Annotated in this window: 13 protein-coding genes; 6 read left to right on the top strand and 7 right to left on the bottom strand. The window is 65.4% G+C overall.

The window, feature by feature from the left end:
• Nucleotides 1–52: 52 nt before the first annotated feature.
• Entirely contained in the window at nucleotides 53–739 is a 687-nt protein-coding gene (locus C457_RS18000; protein ID WP_049913720.1) for a helix-turn-helix domain-containing protein, read from the top strand.
• Nucleotides 740–819: 80 nt separating this feature from the next.
• Here the strand turns inward: C457_RS18000 and C457_RS17995 are convergent, their stop codons facing one another.
• On the bottom strand, nucleotides 820–2,040 hold the full coding sequence (locus C457_RS17995) for an outer membrane protein assembly factor BamB family protein (RefSeq protein ID WP_008096899.1): 1,221 nt from the start codon (nucleotides 2,038–2,040) through the stop codon (nucleotides 820–822).
• Complete coding sequence (locus C457_RS17990; protein ID WP_008096898.1) at nucleotides 2,037–3,326, bottom strand: outer membrane protein assembly factor BamB family protein; 1,290 nt, start codon at nucleotides 3,324–3,326, stop codon at nucleotides 2,037–2,039. Before C457_RS17990 ends, C457_RS17995 begins: the two co-directional genes overlap by 4 nt.
• 127 nt (nucleotides 3,327–3,453) lie before the next feature.
• Here C457_RS17990 and C457_RS17985 point away from each other — a divergent pair, with 127 nt between their 5' ends.
• On the top strand, nucleotides 3,454–4,644 hold the full coding sequence (locus C457_RS17985) for a PQQ-binding-like beta-propeller repeat protein (RefSeq protein ID WP_008096897.1): 1,191 nt from the start codon (nucleotides 3,454–3,456) through the stop codon (nucleotides 4,642–4,644).
• Nucleotides 4,634–5,890, top strand: a complete 1,257-nt coding sequence (locus tag C457_RS17980) for an outer membrane protein assembly factor BamB family protein (RefSeq protein ID WP_008096896.1) — start codon at nucleotides 4,634–4,636, stop codon at nucleotides 5,888–5,890. The genes C457_RS17985 and C457_RS17980 overlap by 11 nt, the downstream gene beginning before the upstream one ends.
• 45 nt (nucleotides 5,891–5,935) lie before the next feature.
• Here the strand turns inward: C457_RS17980 and C457_RS17975 are convergent, their stop codons facing one another.
• Nucleotides 5,936–6,250: a hypothetical protein gene (locus tag C457_RS17975; RefSeq protein ID WP_233514284.1), complete on the bottom strand. Its 315-nt coding sequence runs from the start codon at nucleotides 6,248–6,250 to the stop codon at nucleotides 5,936–5,938.
• Nucleotides 6,251–6,374: 124 nt separating this feature from the next.
• On the opposite strand from C457_RS17975, the gene C457_RS17970 reads away from it, so the two are divergent.
• The gene (locus tag C457_RS17970) at nucleotides 6,375–7,385 is read left to right on the top strand and encodes a HEAT repeat domain-containing protein (protein WP_008096894.1); all 1,011 of its coding nucleotides are present in this window, start codon (nucleotides 6,375–6,377) and stop codon (nucleotides 7,383–7,385) included.
• An 81-nt stretch (nucleotides 7,386–7,466) separates the two neighbouring features.
• Here C457_RS17970 and C457_RS17965 read toward each other — a convergent pair whose 3' ends face one another.
• The 4 genes from C457_RS17965 to C457_RS17950 form a co-directional block, all read right to left on the bottom strand.
• A complete protein-coding gene (locus C457_RS17965; RefSeq protein WP_008096893.1) occupies nucleotides 7,467–8,645 on the bottom strand; it encodes an ABC transporter ATP-binding protein in 1,179 nt (392 codons plus the stop codon).
• A 2-nt stretch (nucleotides 8,646–8,647) separates the two neighbouring features.
• Entirely contained in the window at nucleotides 8,648–9,628 is a 981-nt protein-coding gene (locus C457_RS17960; protein WP_049913711.1) for a carbohydrate ABC transporter permease, read from the bottom strand.
• On the bottom strand, nucleotides 9,628–10,620 hold the full coding sequence (locus C457_RS17955; RefSeq protein WP_008096891.1) for a carbohydrate ABC transporter permease: 993 nt from the start codon (nucleotides 10,618–10,620) through the stop codon (nucleotides 9,628–9,630). The genes C457_RS17960 and C457_RS17955 overlap by 1 nt, the downstream gene beginning before the upstream one ends.
• 63 nt (nucleotides 10,621–10,683) lie before the next feature.
• Nucleotides 10,684–12,174, bottom strand: coding sequence for an extracellular solute-binding protein (locus C457_RS17950; RefSeq protein ID WP_049913710.1), 1,491 nt, complete (start codon nucleotides 12,172–12,174; stop codon nucleotides 10,684–10,686).
• A gap of 97 nt (nucleotides 12,175–12,271) precedes the next feature.
• Here C457_RS17950 and C457_RS17945 point away from each other — a divergent pair, with 97 nt between their 5' ends.
• Both C457_RS17945 and C457_RS19900 read left to right on the top strand, forming a co-directional pair.
• Complete coding sequence (locus tag C457_RS17945; protein WP_008096886.1) at nucleotides 12,272–14,281, top strand: glycoside hydrolase family 15 protein; 2,010 nt, start codon at nucleotides 12,272–12,274, stop codon at nucleotides 14,279–14,281.
• 151 nt (nucleotides 14,282–14,432) lie between these two features.
• A complete protein-coding gene (locus tag C457_RS19900) occupies nucleotides 14,433–15,248 on the top strand; it encodes a transposase (RefSeq protein WP_239640781.1) in 816 nt (271 codons plus the stop codon).
• The last annotated feature ends 597 nt before the right edge of the window (nucleotides 15,249–15,845 follow it).

Below are 15,845 nucleotides of genomic sequence, written 5' to 3'. Positions count from 1 at the left end.
CCGTCTCGGCCGCTTCGACACGCCCATGACCGACCGCCGAGACGGCGGACGTATGGGTCTCATCGCCGAGTTCGACATCGACTGCGACGCGCTCCCGCTGACCGGGGTCGCGGCGGCGGTTCCGGAGGCGACGCTCGCGTTGGAACTCCAGTACAATCACGGCGAGCGGCCGATGTTCATCGTGACGGCCACCGGCGGGGCACACCGGGCACTCGAAACCGCTATGGACGACGCCGTCGACGTGGCCGACTGGACACGAATCGGCGAGTCGGGCGAGACCCGCCGGTATCAGGCCGTCCCGGCGCTGAGCTTCGAAGAACAGCTCGGGGACAGCCTCGACGACCTCGCCGGACTGGAGGCCCTCGCCACCGCCGACGCCATCATCGAGCGCATCGAGGCCCAACCGGGTGGTTGGCGGCAGACCGGCTGGTTCGCGGACCGCGACGCGTTCGGGCGATTCGCATCGTTCTGGCGGCGGAACGCCGGCTTCGGACTCCGGCGCCTCGCCCGCGACGGCGACCCCGAACCACCGGGGGAGGGGCTCACCGACCGACAGGACGAGGCGCTCCGGACGGCGTACGAACTTGGCTACTTCGACATCCCCCGCGGGGCAACCCTGCGGGAGGTCGCCGACGAACTCGGCATCGCCGCTTCTTCGACCTCCGAGCGACTCCGACGGGCGCAGACCCGGCTCATCGCCGAGACGGTGGCGACGACGTGGCCGCCGCTTCCGAACTGACGGGTCGACGAACCGGAACTGACGAGCCGGAACTGACGAACTCGACGAACCACTCGGGTCGGTCACACCCGAAGACCGCCCTAACTGAGTCGGACGACGGCGCTCCGGCCGGCGAAGTAGACGCCGCCTTCGGCGATGCTCGGACCGATGTCGAAGCGCTGGCGTTTGCCCGCGGCCAGCTCTTGTCGCGTGTTTCCGGTGGGGGCGTCGAGGACGGTTACCGCTCCCCCGCTGTCGTCGTGCGTCGGGACGAACACGTTCCCCGCGCCGACGGCGATGCCGCTCGCGTAGCTTCCGGCGTAGTTTCGGTTGTCCCAGCAGCGGGTCCCGTCGGCCAACGCGAGCGTGACCAACCGGTCGTCGGTCGCGACGTACACCCGGCTACCGTCGGTCGCGATGGTCTCGGGCTGCCTCGGTCGACTCTCGCCGCCCGCTCGCTGCGGTTCGAGTCGATAGCGCCAGCGCTCCTCACCCGTCTCGGCGTCGAGTCCGAGCACGCTCCCGGCACCGGTCCCGACGAGGACGGTCCCCTCGACCACCGAGACGTTGCACGCGATTCGGGCGCTCGTCTTCGCACGCCAGCGCTCCGTCCCATCGGCCGCCGCCAGTGCCCGGACGTAGGTGTCGTCGCCGGCGGTGTAGACGGTGTCGTCGGCGACGGCAGGCGTCGAGTCGGAGGGGAACCCGGTCGCGGCCCGCCAGCGGGTCTCGCCGGTCGAACGTGACAGCGCGTGAGTCGCGACCCCCGCTTGGACGTAGACGGTGTCGCCCGCGACGATGGGGCTCGCACCGAAGATGCCGCCGCCGAGTCCCTCCCGTTTCCAGCGTCGGTCACCCGTCGCCGCGTCGAAGGCGTGGGTCTCCTCGCGGGTCACGACGACGAGCGTTCCGTCGCCGACTGCGGGCGCGGGTTCGGGGTCGGTGAGCGGTCTGGTCCACACTCGCTCGCCCGTGTCGGCGTCGACCGCGGAGAGTTCGTCGTCCATGTCGTGGACGTAGACGGTGCCGTCGGCGACAACCGGGACGTGGTGGCCCACGTGGGTCTCCACGGGCACCGTCCAATCGACAGTGAGGTCACCTTCGGGGACAGCCTCGGACGCGACGGCCCCGGTGTTCGTCGTCGGACCCATCACGCCGCGCCAGTCCGCGGTCGCCGGCTCGACGGGGTCGTACTCGGGACACTCCCCGCTCGTCGGGTTGTGCTCCGACCGCGTTCCGAGACAGCCCGCCGCGCCGACGGCGGCGCTTCCGAGACTCGCCAAGAGTCGCCGCCGAGTCGGTCGCTGGCCGGTGTCGGTCATGCGACCTTCACCACCCCGTGGTGCGCGTGGGTCAGATACATCGCCTCCTCGGTGATGACCGGCGACGCCATCGGCCGCCTGTAGTACGGTTCGGCGAAGTAGTTCCCCGACTGGAGCCACTCGTCGGCGTCGCCGCCCCACAGCCGCGTCCCGTCGGCGGCGTCGACGGCTCCGGTTCGGAGGTAGACTCGCCCGTCGGCGACGGGCGGGCGAGCGAGATACGGGAGGGTCGTCGGGTCGCGGTCGTGGCTCGGCGGCGCTTCGTTCACCACGCGCCAGCGCTCGACGCCATCGGTCCGGGAGAGCGCGTAGAGGTTCTTCGCGCCGACGTAGACTCGCTCGCCGTCGACCGTCGGCGGGCCGGCGGCCTCCGAGCCGGTCACGAACCGCCAGCGCTCCTTGCCGGTGTCGGGGGCGAGCGCGTAGACGGTTCCGCCGACGGTCGCGTACAGCGCGTCGTCGGTGACGGCGAGGCCGTTGGGCGACCGGCCGTACCGACCGTCGAGCACCGTCCGCCAGCGCCGCCCGCCGCCGTGGTCGTAGCCGAGGACGACGACCGCCTCGCGCTCCCGCTCGAACGGCGTGAAGGCGGCGTAGACGCCGCGGTCGTCGGCGACGGGCATCGTCGTCTCGACCGGCTCGTCCGGGCCGACGAGGAGTTCGAGCGCCCCCGGCCGGTCGGCGGCCCACAGCCGACTCCCGTCGCTTCCGACGGCGTGCAGGCGGCCGCTCCCGCTTTCGACGTACAGTCTGTTCCCGTACGCCGTCGGGGTTCCCAGCCGGCCGCCGAGGTCCGCAGTCCACTCGCTCGACCCGTCGGCACCGACGGCGTGGAGCGTGCCGTCGTAACTGCCGACGACGACGGTTTCGTGGTCGTCGCCGACGACCGCGGGGCCGCCGCCGAGCCCGTCCGCGAAGCCTTCGACCCAGCGGACCGACCCGGACGCGGCGTCAATCGCGGCCAGCGGGCTCACGAAGTCGTCCGGCCTGTAATAGTGGGTAGCGACTCCGGTGACGTAGACGGTGCCGTCGGCGACGACCGGCGGGGCGAGCGCGCCGTAGAGCGGCGGGTCGAGGCTCCCCCGCGAGACGCTCCACGAGACGGTTCCCTCGGACGGGCCGGCCGGTGCGTGGCCCGTCGCCTGTGGGTCGTAGCCGGTGGTCGGCCACGCCGTCGTCGGCGCGTCGAACGTCGCGTCCGGAGCCGGTGGGGAGCCGCCGCACCCGGCGACTCCGCCCGCGAGCGCGACTCCGCCGGCGGCCAGTACCTCGCGTCTGGAGAGCATACGACCGCCGTCTCGGCGCGAGATAAAAACCTTCGTGGCTCCCCGCTCGGAGACCCGCCCTCGCGACCGGTCCCGCCGCCGTCCGAACCAACAGGAGTATTATCAGCCGGACCACACGTCCTCGCTGATGCCCTCCTATTCGCGACGCGACGCGCTGAAGACGATTCCGGCGCTCGCCGCCGGCCTCGCCGGCTGTGCGAGCCTCACGGGCCGCGAGGACTCGCTCCCGATGCCGACCGCGTGGACGGCGGGCGTGCGAACTCCGACCCGCGCCCTGCGCCCGTCGTCCGGCCCCTTGCTCGTCGGGACTGGAAGTCCGTTTCACGCCGACCCGATGGTGTCCGCGCTCGACCCCGAGACCGGCGAGGAGCGCTGGACGGTGACCGGCCGGAAGGGCTACCGCTCACCCCTCGGCGTCGACGACCGGCACGCGTACCTGTTCTCGAAGGCGGGGCGAGCCACGGCGGTCGATTACGAGGCGGGCGAGCGAGTGTGGGACACCGGACTGACGGGCGTCGACAGAGCCGACCCGGGCGTCGTTCAGTACCCGCCGGTCGTCGCCGACGACACTGTCGTCTTCCCCATCTCGGGCACCGAAAACGACGTTGTAGACCGACTGCTCGGGCTGTCCCGCGAGGACGGCGAGCGGCGTTTTCGCGCCGAACTTCCGGCGTCGCTCGCCGGCGCGCCCGCCTCCGTACCCGCCGGAGACGGTTCCCAAGCCGGCGTCGTCGCGCCCGTCCTCGACGGAACGCTTCGCCGGTTCGCCACGGATGGGGCCGAATCGTGGCGCGTCGACGTGGGTCCGTCGCCGTCGTCGGTGGCAGTCGCCGGGGACACCGTCTTCGTCGGGAGCGCGACCGAGGAGCTACTGGCGCTCGACGCGGCGACCGGCGAGGTTCGCTGGCGTGGGTCGCTCCGAAACACCGTGTTCGCCCGGCCGCTCGTCTCCGACGGCCGCGTGTACGTCGGGGGTGCGGACTACTTCCTGTACGCCTTCGACGCCGAGACGGGAACCCGACTGTGGCGGCGCGAACTGGCCGGCCCCGTGACCTGCGGACCGACCCGCGTCGGCGACCGACTGGTGACCGTCGTGGGGGCGGACATCCTCGTCCGGGGGCACAGCGGGACCGTCCCGTTCGACCCGACCGCGCTGTACGTCCACGCGACCGACGGCGCTCTCCTCGGTGAATACCGGTTCGAGGGCTACCTCGACGGCGGCACGGTGAACTGGGTTGTCGCCGCGGGCGACGGCGTCTACGTCGGACAGGAATGGCAACTCGCTCGCCTCGACGCGGAGGTGCTCGATGCCGAGTGAGCCTCCGGAGCGGACGGGTTCGGCCGGAAGCCGGGAGCAAACCGTCACCCGCCGCGAGGTGCTCGGGACGCTCGCGGCCGTCAGCTCGCTCTCCGTCGCCGGCTGCAGCTCGATTCCGGGGCTCGGCGGGCCACGACCGGTCTGGCGACGCGATATCGACGGGGCGTTCATGGCCGGCCCGCCCGCCGTCACCGACGGACTGGTCCTCGCCGGGATGCAGGACAAGGCGTTGTACGGCCTGCGGCGCGAGGACGGGTCGACCGCCGTCCGGTTCGAGACCGGCGGCCCGATAGAGACGCGACCCGTCGCCCCGGCGTCCGGCGGCCCGTACCACGTCCACAGCACCGACGGCGACCTCTACGCGGTCGATTCTTCGGGCGACGAACTGTGGCGCGACGAGGGCACGGCCCATCGAGCGAGACTCGTCCGCACCGGGTCACTCGTCGCCGAACTCGACTTCGCCGCCCCCGAGAGCACGCTCACCGGATACGACCCACAGACTGGCGACCGACGCTTCGAACGGGCGGTTTCGTCGTACTCCCTCGACGGTGTCGCCGACGACTCGGTCGTGGTTCGCGTACCGGTGAGCGAGACCGAATCGCGCGTCGTCTCGCTCTCGCCGGCGGACGGGAGCGTCCGGTGGCGGACCGACACCCAGCGGTGGTACCCGAGGGCCGTCGCGGACTCCCAGCTCGTCGTCGCCGCGTGGGACGGGACGCTGACGGCCTACGGACCGTCGGACGGGAGTGTTCGGTGGCGAATTTCCATCGGTGACGTGGGACGTACGCTTGTCCTCGGGTCGCAGGTGTATCTCTCCCACGACCGACCGGACGGCCGTCAGGGACTGCTCGCGTTCGACCGCGAGACGGGCAAGAAGCGGTGGGCGAACCCCGTGGGCTATCAGATTCGGGCGGTCGAGGCCACGGACGACGCGGTGTTCGTCGGGAGCCGTGTCGACGACCCCGACGGCAGGATTCTCGGCCGAATCGACCGATTCGACCTCGACGGCACGCGGCGGTGGCAGACCGTAACCGGACTCCCGTCGCTGGACTCGCTCGCCGTCACGGGTTCCCGCGTCGTCGCCGTCTGGGACCGGGGCTTCGAGGTGCTTTCCCGGAAGACGGGCGAGACGCGGTGGTCGTACGAACCCGAATCGCACAGCCGGCTTTCCCTCCGCGTCGAGCCGGCGTCGGTGTTCGCCTCGTACGTCGACGACGGCGCAGTCGCGCGGTTCCCGCTGGAGTGACCGCGAGGACGACGTGGTTCGTTGCCTCGCGTCGCTTCGACTCGACTACCCGGCCACCGCGGCACGCCGGTAGTGGACGAGTGCCGCCGCACCGGCGACCAGCCCAACAGCGATAGTCACGCCGTGGAACGCCACCGGAGGGACCGCCTCGACGACCCCAGCCGAGGACGTGGCGACCAGCGTTGTTCGGACGGCGTCGAGTCCCACTTCGGCCGCGAGAAGTGGCGCGAGCAGGAACGTCGCTCCGACCTCCGCGCTCCACCTCGTCGGGTTTCGGTCGCGGCGTCTCGCGTGTCGATACGTCGCGGCCGCGGCCACACTCCCAAGGAGCGCCGCCGCGGCAAGCGTAATCGGGCTCACGGTTCTGTCGTCGCTCCGCGAAAATGTAGTCTTTTTGTCTGTTCTGTTCGGTGTCGACGACGCGGTCTCCCACCAACTTATTGACGTACCGAGGAGATACTTCGCTAACGAGGAGCACGAACCGATGGACGACACACGTCACGCGCCCCCGCTGGAGCGCCTCGTCGAAGCAGTCGAAAACCGCGCTTACGAGGCGGTGAGCGGGTCGCTCGGGGAGCTCCGAACGGCGTCGACCGAGGACCGAAAACGGGCGCTCCGAGAGCTTCGACGCCTCGCAGACGACCGGCCGACCGCGTTCGGGTCGCTCCTCCCCGCTGTCACGCCGTTTCTCACCGACGACGACCGCGCCGCCCGGCTGTTGACCGCGAAAGCGCTCGTCGCGGTCGCGGAGGCCGCTCCCGACGCGGTCGCTCCCGCCGTTCCGTCGCTCGCCGAGCGACTCGCCGACGAGGACGAGTTCTACTACGTCCGCGCCCGGTCGGCCGAGGCGCTGGGCTACGTCGCGCTCGAACACTCCGATGCGGTCGCCTCGCCGGAGGTGCTCGCGGACCTCCGCGTCGGTCTCTCGTTCGACGAACCCGAGGTGAAACAGAAGCTGGCCAAGGCGCTCGAATGCGTTGCGCTCGGCGACCCCGGTCGACTTCGCCACCGCGTCTCGACGCTCGCAGACCACCTCGACGACCGGGACGAACTCGTTCGCTACCACCTCTGTACGGCGGTGGCGGTCGTCGGCTGCGACGCGCCGGATTCGCTCGCCGAGGCTCGGGCGGCGCTCTCGGCTCGACTCGCCGACGAGAACGCCTTCGTCCGGGGCCGCGCCGCCGAGGCGCTCGGACTGTCGGCCCGCGGGAGCGGCGAGGCGGTTCGGGTACCGGATTCGGTTCTCGACGCGGAATCCGACGAAGCGGCCGAGTTCGTCGCCGAACGGGTCCGATTTCTCCGGGCGGCGTCGGAGGGGGAATCAGCGGAGTCACCGGTCGAAGGCGTTGGGTCGCTGGCCGGCGTTCGGAGCACGACCGACGACGCAGTCGACGAGATGACGTCGCCAGACGTGGACGGGGAGTGCCCCCATTGCGGTATCGACCTTCCCGAGGGCGCGCCGCCGATGTGTCCGAGCTGTGGCGCTCCGTACTGAGTCGAGAGCGCGGTTACTTCCGGTGCGCTCCGAGAGCCACTGCGTCTCGCCGTCGCCGACGGCGAGGGCCGCCGGGTCGATTCAGTCGTCTGCGTCGGCCGTCGTCTCGGTCTCTAACTCGGCTGAAACGGGGGTAAGGCCGTGGGCGAGCGCGCCGCCCGACGCCGTATCGAAGAGGTGGACGTTCCCCCGGTCTATCACGACTTCGACGGCCGTGTCTTCCCGAATCGTCGAGTCGGGCTCAACGCTCATCAGCAACTGGTCATCAGTCCCTGACTGGTCCATCGAGGTTCGGCCTTCGCCCAACAGCATGTACGCGAATATCTCGTCGCCCATCGGTTCGAGAATATCGACACGCGTGGAGATGAGCGAAGAGGGGTCTTCCACTTCGACGCGCGTTCCGCCGGGATAGATATCTTCGGGACGAATTCCGACAGTCACCTCGTCACCCACGTCCACAGCCTCGACAGACGCCGGATCGAACGCGAGCGAGAAGTTCGCCGTCGAAAGCGAGTCTTCTGTGACTGTCGCCTCAGCGAAGTTCATCGACGGCGAGCCGATGAAGCCGGCGACGAACAGGTTCGCCGGCTCGTTGTAACAGACGAGCGGTGGGTCGATCTGCTGGAGCTGGCCGGCGTCGAGGACGGCGATACGGTCTGAGAGCGTCATCGCTTCCTCCTGGTCGTGGGTGACGTAGATGATGGTCGTGTCCAGTTCCTTGTGCAGGCGCTGGAGTTCAGTCCGCATGTGCACCTTGAGCTTCGCGTCGAGGTTCGCTAGCGGCTCGTCCATGAGGAAGACATCGGGCTCACGGACGATGGCGCGGGCGATGGCGACGCGCTGTCGCTGCCCGCCGGACATCTCGTCGGGCATACGGTCGAGCATTCCCTCCAGTTGGACGATTTCGGCGGCGCGTTCGACGCGGCGCTCGATTTCCTCCTTGTCGTAGTTGCGGAGGCGAAGCCCGAAGGAGACGTTGTCATAGACGTCCATGTGGGGAAACAGCGCGATGTTCTGGAACACCATCGCGACCCCGCGGTCCTTCGGCGGGAGGTTCGTTACCTTGCGGTCGCCGATGTGGATTTCGCCCTCACTCGGCTTCGTAAGTCCAGCGATGCTTTCCATCGTCGTCGACTTCCCACACCCCGATGGGCCGACAAAGCAGATGAATTCGCCGTGGTCGATGTCGAGGTTCATGTCGTCGACCGCCGTTACGTCGTCGTAGTGCTTGCTTACGTGTTCGAGTCGTAGTCGTGCCATTGTTATTCTTTAAGTGCTCCTGCGGTCAGTCCGCTGACGATGCGTTCCTGTGCGATGATGACGAGGACGACGACCGGGATGACCCCCACAACGCTCGCTGCGGCCATGAGGTTGTACTGCGTCGTGTACTGGGTCTGGTAGCTGAGAATCCCGCCGACGATTGGCGACCACTTGGACGCTTCGGGCGACGTCGCCATAATCGAGCTGAAAAAGTACTCGTTGTAGACGCTGATGAACGTGAGGACGCCCGCGGTCGCCACGCCGGGTGCCGAAAGCGGCACGATGACGCGGAACAGCGCGCCCNCCCGCGCCGCGTCCTCCAACCCGTCGGGAATCTGCCCGTAGAAGGTCGTGAGGATGAATATCGACAGCGGCAGGAACAGCGCGCTGAACGGCATGACCATCGACCCCGGGGTGTTCAGCAGTCGGGGTGGTGTGAAGAGCGGGATACCCACGAACGGAATCGTTATCGGGGCGTTACCGGCGAACGCCTGAAACAGCGGGATGACGAACGCTGCCGGCGGGAAGTAACTGATGGCGAGGATACCGAGCATCAACAGCGCGCGCCCGGGAAACTCGATCCGTCCGAACACGTAACCTGCGAGGCTCGCGACGACGAGGACGATAACTGTCGTCGTGGCAGCTAGCACGAAGCTATTCAGCACGTACAGATGGAACGGAACCTGCTCGAAGACGGTAACGAACGCTGTCGGATTGAATCCCTTCGGAACGGGGAGCGGAAACGTACCGCTGACGCCGAACAGGTCGACAGTTGGGAGGAAACTCCCGGAAAGTAGATTCTCTTGTGGTGTCACCGCGAGGACGAGTAACCAGTAGAACGGGAACACTGTCGTGACCATAAAAAACGCCATCGCGACGTAGAACAACGCTCGGTACACGCGTCGTGGGTTGTGGATCGCATTCCGCGCCCACCGTGCGAGCGGCCCGGTATCGTCTGACGTATCCTCGATTTCGCTGGACATTATATCGCGTCCTCCCCCTGCCACAGGATGATTCCCATCACGACGACGCCGATGATGGCCGCCGTAACGAACGCGATGGCGGCCGACGTCCCCTCGTGCGTGTTGAACGTCGAGACGACCATGCAGGAGAGTGAGGGGACGACGGTACAACTCGAGACAGTATCGATGATACCGTACACGCGCATCGCCTGCACCGAGCGGAATAACACCGCAACCCCGATGGTCGGCAGGATGAGCGGGAGCGTGATGTATCTGAACTGCTGCCACTTGCTCGCACCGGCGACACGAGCCACGTCGTACAGGCTACGATTGATGCTCTGGAGCCCGGCAAGGATGAGTAGCGCCATGAACGCCGAGGTCTTCCAGATGTCGGCGACGATAATGATGAACGTCGCGCTGACCGTGTCGTTCAATGTGTTGGTCGGCGCCACTACTCCGAGGTCGGCGAGAATCGGCGTGGCGAACCCGACGTTTGAGTCGAACATTAAAAAGAACATCATCCCCTGAATGACGATTGGGACGGCCCACGGAATGATAATCGCCGCACGGACCCACCGCCGGCCATAGAAGTCTTGATCTAAGACGAGCGCTTGCCCCAGTCCGATGAGGGTCTCGAACAGTACGCTGGCCACGGCGAAGATGAGGGTAATTACGAGGGCGCTATCGAGGAGACTCGCGGCGTCGAACCCAGTCGGGAGGAACGTCGTCCCACCGGGAAGGAACCGGTTTTTCTCCCCGGTGAACAGCGCGACGTAGTTGTCGAGACCGACGAAACGGACACTAGAGAGGTCGGTCGAGACGGCGTATAGTGACAGCTCGAACGTCCGCAAGAGCGGGTAGATGGCCACGATACCGAGCAGGACGAATACCGGGGTCAACAGCAGGTACGCGTACTGCGTGTCGCTCAGGTTCTCCAGCCACCGCAAGAAGGCGACGACTGGCCCCGACTGCCGTGACTCGCGTACCGACTTTGCAGTCGTATCGGCGCTCATACTACCCCTCTGAGAGGTGTGGAACTCATGATTTGATCTGTTGAGTGTAAAGCTCTCAGCTCGTCAGTTGTCTCTCTCAGTCTCTTCGAGACTGGACTGGAGCGTCGCCATCGCCTCGGACGAAGACACCTCTTGTCCGACCGCGCGATTGGCCTGCTCCGCGATTTTACTCGATTGGTTGTTCCAGACTGCCGTCACCGGTCGAGCCATTGTGTTCTCACCGGCGACGCGGAGCGTGTCCATGTAGCCACCGGCCGGTTCGAGCTCCGCAGCCGTCTCGGAGTTAAACAGACTCGCCCGCGGCGGTAGCCACCCCTCGACCTCCAGAAGGAACAATTGGAATTCCTCGCGCATCGACGCTTGGATGACCTGTGTGACTGCGTCGAGCTTCTGACTGTTCGGGTTGACAGTAATGTGCCAGCCGCCGAGTGCGGAGGTGGACCCACCGGTTCCGGGGAACTGCGCCTCGCTTTCGGGGACGCCGTAGGGAAGCGGCATCGTCCCGAGGTCGTCGCCGAACTCCGACGCTGCTTGGTTAATCGCGTACGGCCAGTTGCGGTGGAACACGGCGTTCCCGTCGACGAACGGTGCGAGCGAACTGTCTTCGATCCACCCGAGGATGTTCGTCGGCGTGAAGCCGCCGCCGTAGTCGCTAAACTGCCCGTCGAAGCTCTCGTCGTGGACGAACTTTCGCATCATATTCAACGAGTTGACGACCGGGTCCGAGTCGACGGTGACGGGTCGTTCGCCGACGGGGCCGAACAGGTTCTCGCGACCACCGAAGTAGGCGCCGCCCCACGAGGACAGCACCTCGTTGAAGGTACAGCAGGCGGTGCCGACGTAGATATCCCACTGGGTGGTAAAGCCGTAATCGACGCCCGAGACGTCCTGTGTTTCGGCGGCGATATTCGACCACCGTTTCCACGTCATCGGCTCGGTGGCCCAGTTCTCCTCGGTCGGATTGTAGCCGGCCTCTTCGACGAGGTCTTTCCGGTACAACATCGTCGGGTAGTCGGGGTACAGCGGAACACCGAACAGGTCCCCGCTGGCGGGGTCGATGGCCGTCTCAGTGAACCCGCCGAAGTACTCGTTTTCGATGGTCGAAAGCGCACTCTCGGGGAGCACCTCAGAGAGGTTAGCGAGCTGTCCCCGCTGGATGAAGATGTTCCCCCAGCCGTTGTCCATCATGAACATGTCCGGCGTCGTCTCCTGAGAGCTCAAGAGCCGGTTGTACGTCGAGCGACGCTTCCCGCTGTCCGGCTGGCCCGGCTGGAACTCGACGCGGATGTCGTCCGAGAGTCCCCCTTTCTCGTGTAGCGCAGTACGGAGCTGGTCCGCGTGGTCCTGTGCGACAGTCGCGTCAAAGCCCCAGACGACGGTCGTTCCGCCGCTTTCGGACTCACCGACCTGTCCACCGGTGTCGGAGCCGTTGCCGAACATACTCGCACAGCCGGAGAGGCCCGCTGTGACTCCCGTCGCACCTGCAGCGGCGATAAACCGCCGTCGTGAGACGCTCTTCTTCGTCGTCTTGCTCGTCTCTGGGTTCGTTGTCATCGTCCGAATTGTTCATCAAAATAGGGCCACTTATAATTTAGGGATTATCTTTGAGATATCACAAGAACTTTATCTGGACTCTGTGGCCAGTAGGTGTATGGGACTCCGACGGTCACTCGACGATTACAAGCAGAACGAAGACGCGACCGACGTATTTCCGGGCGAACGGCGCACGCGGCGAGGCAGATTCAGCGGGTCGGACCAACGCCTCGTTCACGTGTCACCGGCCGGGTCACTACGGGACTACTCGTACCCACTTTCGGGATTCGGCGGCATCGTGTCCTCGCGTTTCGGCATCCGTTTCGGTGACACTATCGAGTGGTTCGATGCGCTCGACACGGGGATTCAGACGTACCGAGCGGGTCGGTCGCTCGTCGAGACGACGCACCGTCTCGATGGGTTCGACGTGGTACAACGCGACGTTACCGACGGGCTCGCCCACACGACGGCGTTTGAGCTTGGCGACGGTGCACCGGAGGATATCGAACTGGCCGCGTTCATCGAGATCAGCCCGGAGGGGCGAGATGGGCGCGTCGGGCAACTCGTCCACGACGACGTCGTTGAGGTGTATCACAACCGAGAACACGACTACCTCGGCGCCTCGACTGAGTTCGTGGAGTGTACGCCCCAAGTACTCGAGCGGTTCGACGAGATACTCGCCGCGGAATCGCGGTCGTTTCCGGAGTTCGGTGCGTCCGAAGAGTACGAGGAGAGTCGCCTCACCGGTGGTGTTGGCGTCCGCGTCGCTTTCGAGGACGGTGAGACCAGTCTCGTCACCCTGCTGTCGGACATCGAAACGCAGTCGCGCTCGGATGCGCTCTCTGCGGTCGCGACCCGGACGCGACGAACCAACAGCGCTTCAGCCGCGCTCCTCGCGACGGCACGGCAGGCAGGACAGTATCCCACGGTCACGGACCGACTCGTCGCGACTGACCTTTCGGTCCTTGAGTTGCTCTCCGCACCGACTGGGGCCCGAATTGCGGGGCCGGATTTCGACCCATACTACCAGTACTCCGGCGGCTATGGCTACACGTGGTTTCGAGACGACGGAGAAGTTTCGACGTTTCTCTTGGAAGCCGACGAATCGCTCGGGTTCGGCGCAGCCGAGGCACACCGACAGAGCGCCGAGTTTTACTTGCAGACGCAGTTACCTGACGGCCGGTGGCCTCATCGGGTGTGGCCGATGAACGGCCGGCTTGCGCCGGGGTGGGCGAACGGCCACATCGAGGGCACGGAAACGCAGTACCAAGCCGACCAGACTGCGAGTGTCCTCGTCTTCCTCGCCGAGTACCTCTCGACATACCGACAGTCGCTCCGAAACGTCACGGTCGAGGCCATCGAGAACGCGTTACAGTCGGGAGTCGATGGGCTCGACAGTTCGCTGAAAGACGATGGCTTTCCGACGGTATGCGAAAACGCGTGGGAGAATACGAATGGTCGTTTCACGCACACCGCCGCGAAGTTCGTTCAGGCCTACAGTACGATTGCGTCGGTCACGTACGATACCGCCACCAGCGAGCGCGCAGCGACGCGGGCAACGGAGGTCTTTGACGCGCTCGATATGGCGTGGGCCGCCGACAAGGGTATCTACGCGCTCCGATTAGACGACGGGGACGGTGACTTGGACGACCGAGTCGACAGCACGACGTTCTCGCTCGTCGACGCCTACCTCGCCTACCGAGCCATCGAGGATATCGGCGACACGCGATTGCGGCGACTCGAGTGTCACCTCCAAACCGCGTTCTCCAGGCTTTGGAAAGAGACCGGCGACATCTCCGGACTCACGCGATTCGAGGGCGATACGTGGCGGCAGCGAGGGCAGGGAAGCGAGAAGGTTTGGACCGTCTCGACTGGCTGGGGCGCGTACGCGGCCGAGAAGTCGATTCGACTCTTCTCGTCGACTGACGAGTACGACCCCGAAACGTGGGCGGATCGGTTGTTCGACGAAATAGATCTCGACGGCAGTCTGTGCCTTCCATCGGGCTACCTCCCAGAGCAGTTCTTCGACACCGGTGCGCCGGACAGCGCAACGCCGTTGGGTTGGTCTCACGCCATTCGATTAGCCACGCACGCGTCCCGTGTCACCCGAGGTACTTGCACCGAGTAGAGAGTTATCGTTCGAAACGGGTTCGGGGCGGTCACGCGTCGGACAGCTCCCTGCCTGTCCTCTCATCTTTCTGTAGTGAGGGGATCCAGGCGTAAACAGTAGTTGCCGAACCTAACTGAGGTTCTTCACGCTGTGCTGCGTTGGTTGAAAGATGGTCCAGACAGCAGAGGCGAAACAACTCTGTCGTGCTGTTTCGACGGTGCTGTTCCCAGAACTTGAATTCGGCGTCAAATCGTGTGGGAAGTACACGAGAGAGGATTTCCGCGAAATCCTCTCTCGTATCGCCATCGACCACGAGTTCGCAAACACGGGTGGGAAGACGCTCCAACTTGAGCGCGATGAGCAAGTGGACCTCACGTCCACTGCTCGGAATCCTCTCGCTAAATCGCTGTTGTACCACTTGCGAACCCTCTCAACGGGTGCCATCAACGACCAGTTCGATGGCGTCCGAGATCAGGTGTTCGAAGTCCTCCGGTCTCAGCGGCGACTTCCTGCGTTCGTCCATGTCGCCATCGACCTCCACGAATGGCGGTTCTATGGTTCTGCCGACACTGACCACGTGATAACGACGTATCCTGCTCTCGGAACAAACAGAGCATTCTGTTTTGCAACGCTATGTATCGTTGCGCCACGCACGCGGTTTACGCTTGACGTAGTACCAATGGACGCGAACGGCTTTCGCGCTAAGCGCGAAGCCGTTCGCTCCTTGCTCGAAACAGCCCAAAAGCACGTCTCAATTCGGCACGTATACCTCGACCGTGGCTTCTACCAAGTCCACGTCGTTGCGGAGTTAGAGCGGCTAGATGTCGATTACATCGTACGCGCACGTCCGAGTAGTGGGATGGAAGACCGTCTCAGCGGCCACGCTGAGACGGTTGCCGAAGAATACACAATGCAGCGAAACCGCAAGCCGACGGCATCTAGACGTCACGGTTTTTGCGGTTCCGCACCGCACAACCGAAGATGAGCACGTCTGGTTCGTAACGTGTTTAGACGTGGACGCGTCGACAGCGAAAGCGTACGCGGCGGCGTTTCGCCGCCGCTGGGGGATCGAAACGTCGTATCGACAGATCGGCGAGTCCCTTCCGAGAACGTCGGCGCCGACGTTCTCGGTTCGGTTATTCTACTTTCTGTTCGCGGTTTCGCTGTACAACCTCTGGGTGTTAGTTAACATCTTAGCTTCGGACAGAACAGCTCCGAAGACACCGCCGATCTCGACACGAATCTTCCGAAGATTCGCTCTCTGGACAGACTACGGTTAAGTGCGCATTCGAGTTTGACCGGGGTGACCGGTGAGTAAGCCCTCTCGTGGAGAGGCATCGCTCGGGAACGCCGCTGGCGCGGCGTTCCCTCGCTCTCTCAACGAATTTACAGCAGAATAGTNTCGTGGAGAGGCATCGCTCGGGAACGCCGCTGGCGCGGCGTTCCCTCGCTCTCTCAACGAATTTACAGCAGAATAGTCTGCCATAATGTTGAGGTCTTCAGTTCCAGTGTTGCGTTCAGCACTGAGTCAAATCTGATTCGGCAACTACTGTGAAGGCCGGGATTCCCTCCTCGCAGGAAG

The sequence above is a fragment of the Haloferax prahovense DSM 18310 genome (assembly GCF_000336815.1).
Lineage (GTDB): Archaea > Halobacteriota > Halobacteria > Halobacteriales > Haloferacaceae > Haloferax > Haloferax prahovense.
The sequence above is the reverse complement of the archived record's forward strand: the minus strand, read 5'-3'. Positions and strand labels throughout refer to the sequence as shown.

Bases quoted from the DNA above. Each gene is read 5' to 3' on its own strand.
- C457_RS17965 (WP_008096893.1), bottom strand. From the start codon at position 8,645: ATGGCACGACTACGACTCGAACACGTAAGCAAGCACTACGACGACGTA.
- C457_RS17985 (WP_008096897.1), top strand. From the start codon at position 3,454: ATGCCCTCCTATTCGCGACGCGACGCGCTGAAGACGATTCCGGCGCTC.
- C457_RS18000 (WP_049913720.1), top strand. From the start codon at position 53: ATGGGTCTCATCGCCGAGTTCGACATCGACTGCGACGCGCTCCCGCTG.
- C457_RS17950 (WP_049913710.1), bottom strand. From the start codon at position 12,174: ATGACAACGAACCCAGAGACGAGCAAGACGACGAAGAAGAGCGTCTCA.
- C457_RS19900 (WP_239640781.1), top strand. From the start codon at position 14,433: ATGGTCCAGACAGCAGAGGCGAAACAACTCTGTCGTGCTGTTTCGACG.
- C457_RS17980 (WP_008096896.1), top strand. From the start codon at position 4,634: ATGCCGAGTGAGCCTCCGGAGCGGACGGGTTCGGCCGGAAGCCGGGAG.
- C457_RS17945 (WP_008096886.1), top strand. From the start codon at position 12,272: ATGGGACTCCGACGGTCACTCGACGATTACAAGCAGAACGAAGACGCG.
- C457_RS17990 (WP_008096898.1), bottom strand. From the start codon at position 3,326: ATGCTCTCCAGACGCGAGGTACTGGCCGCCGGCGGAGTCGCGCTCGCG.
- C457_RS17995 (WP_008096899.1), bottom strand. From the start codon at position 2,040: ATGACCGACACCGGCCAGCGACCGACTCGGCGGCGACTCTTGGCGAGT.
- C457_RS17970 (WP_008096894.1), top strand. From the start codon at position 6,375: ATGGACGACACACGTCACGCGCCCCCGCTGGAGCGCCTCGTCGAAGCA.
- C457_RS17955 (WP_008096891.1), bottom strand. From the start codon at position 10,620: ATGAGCGCCGATACGACTGCAAAGTCGGTACGCGAGTCACGGCAGTCG.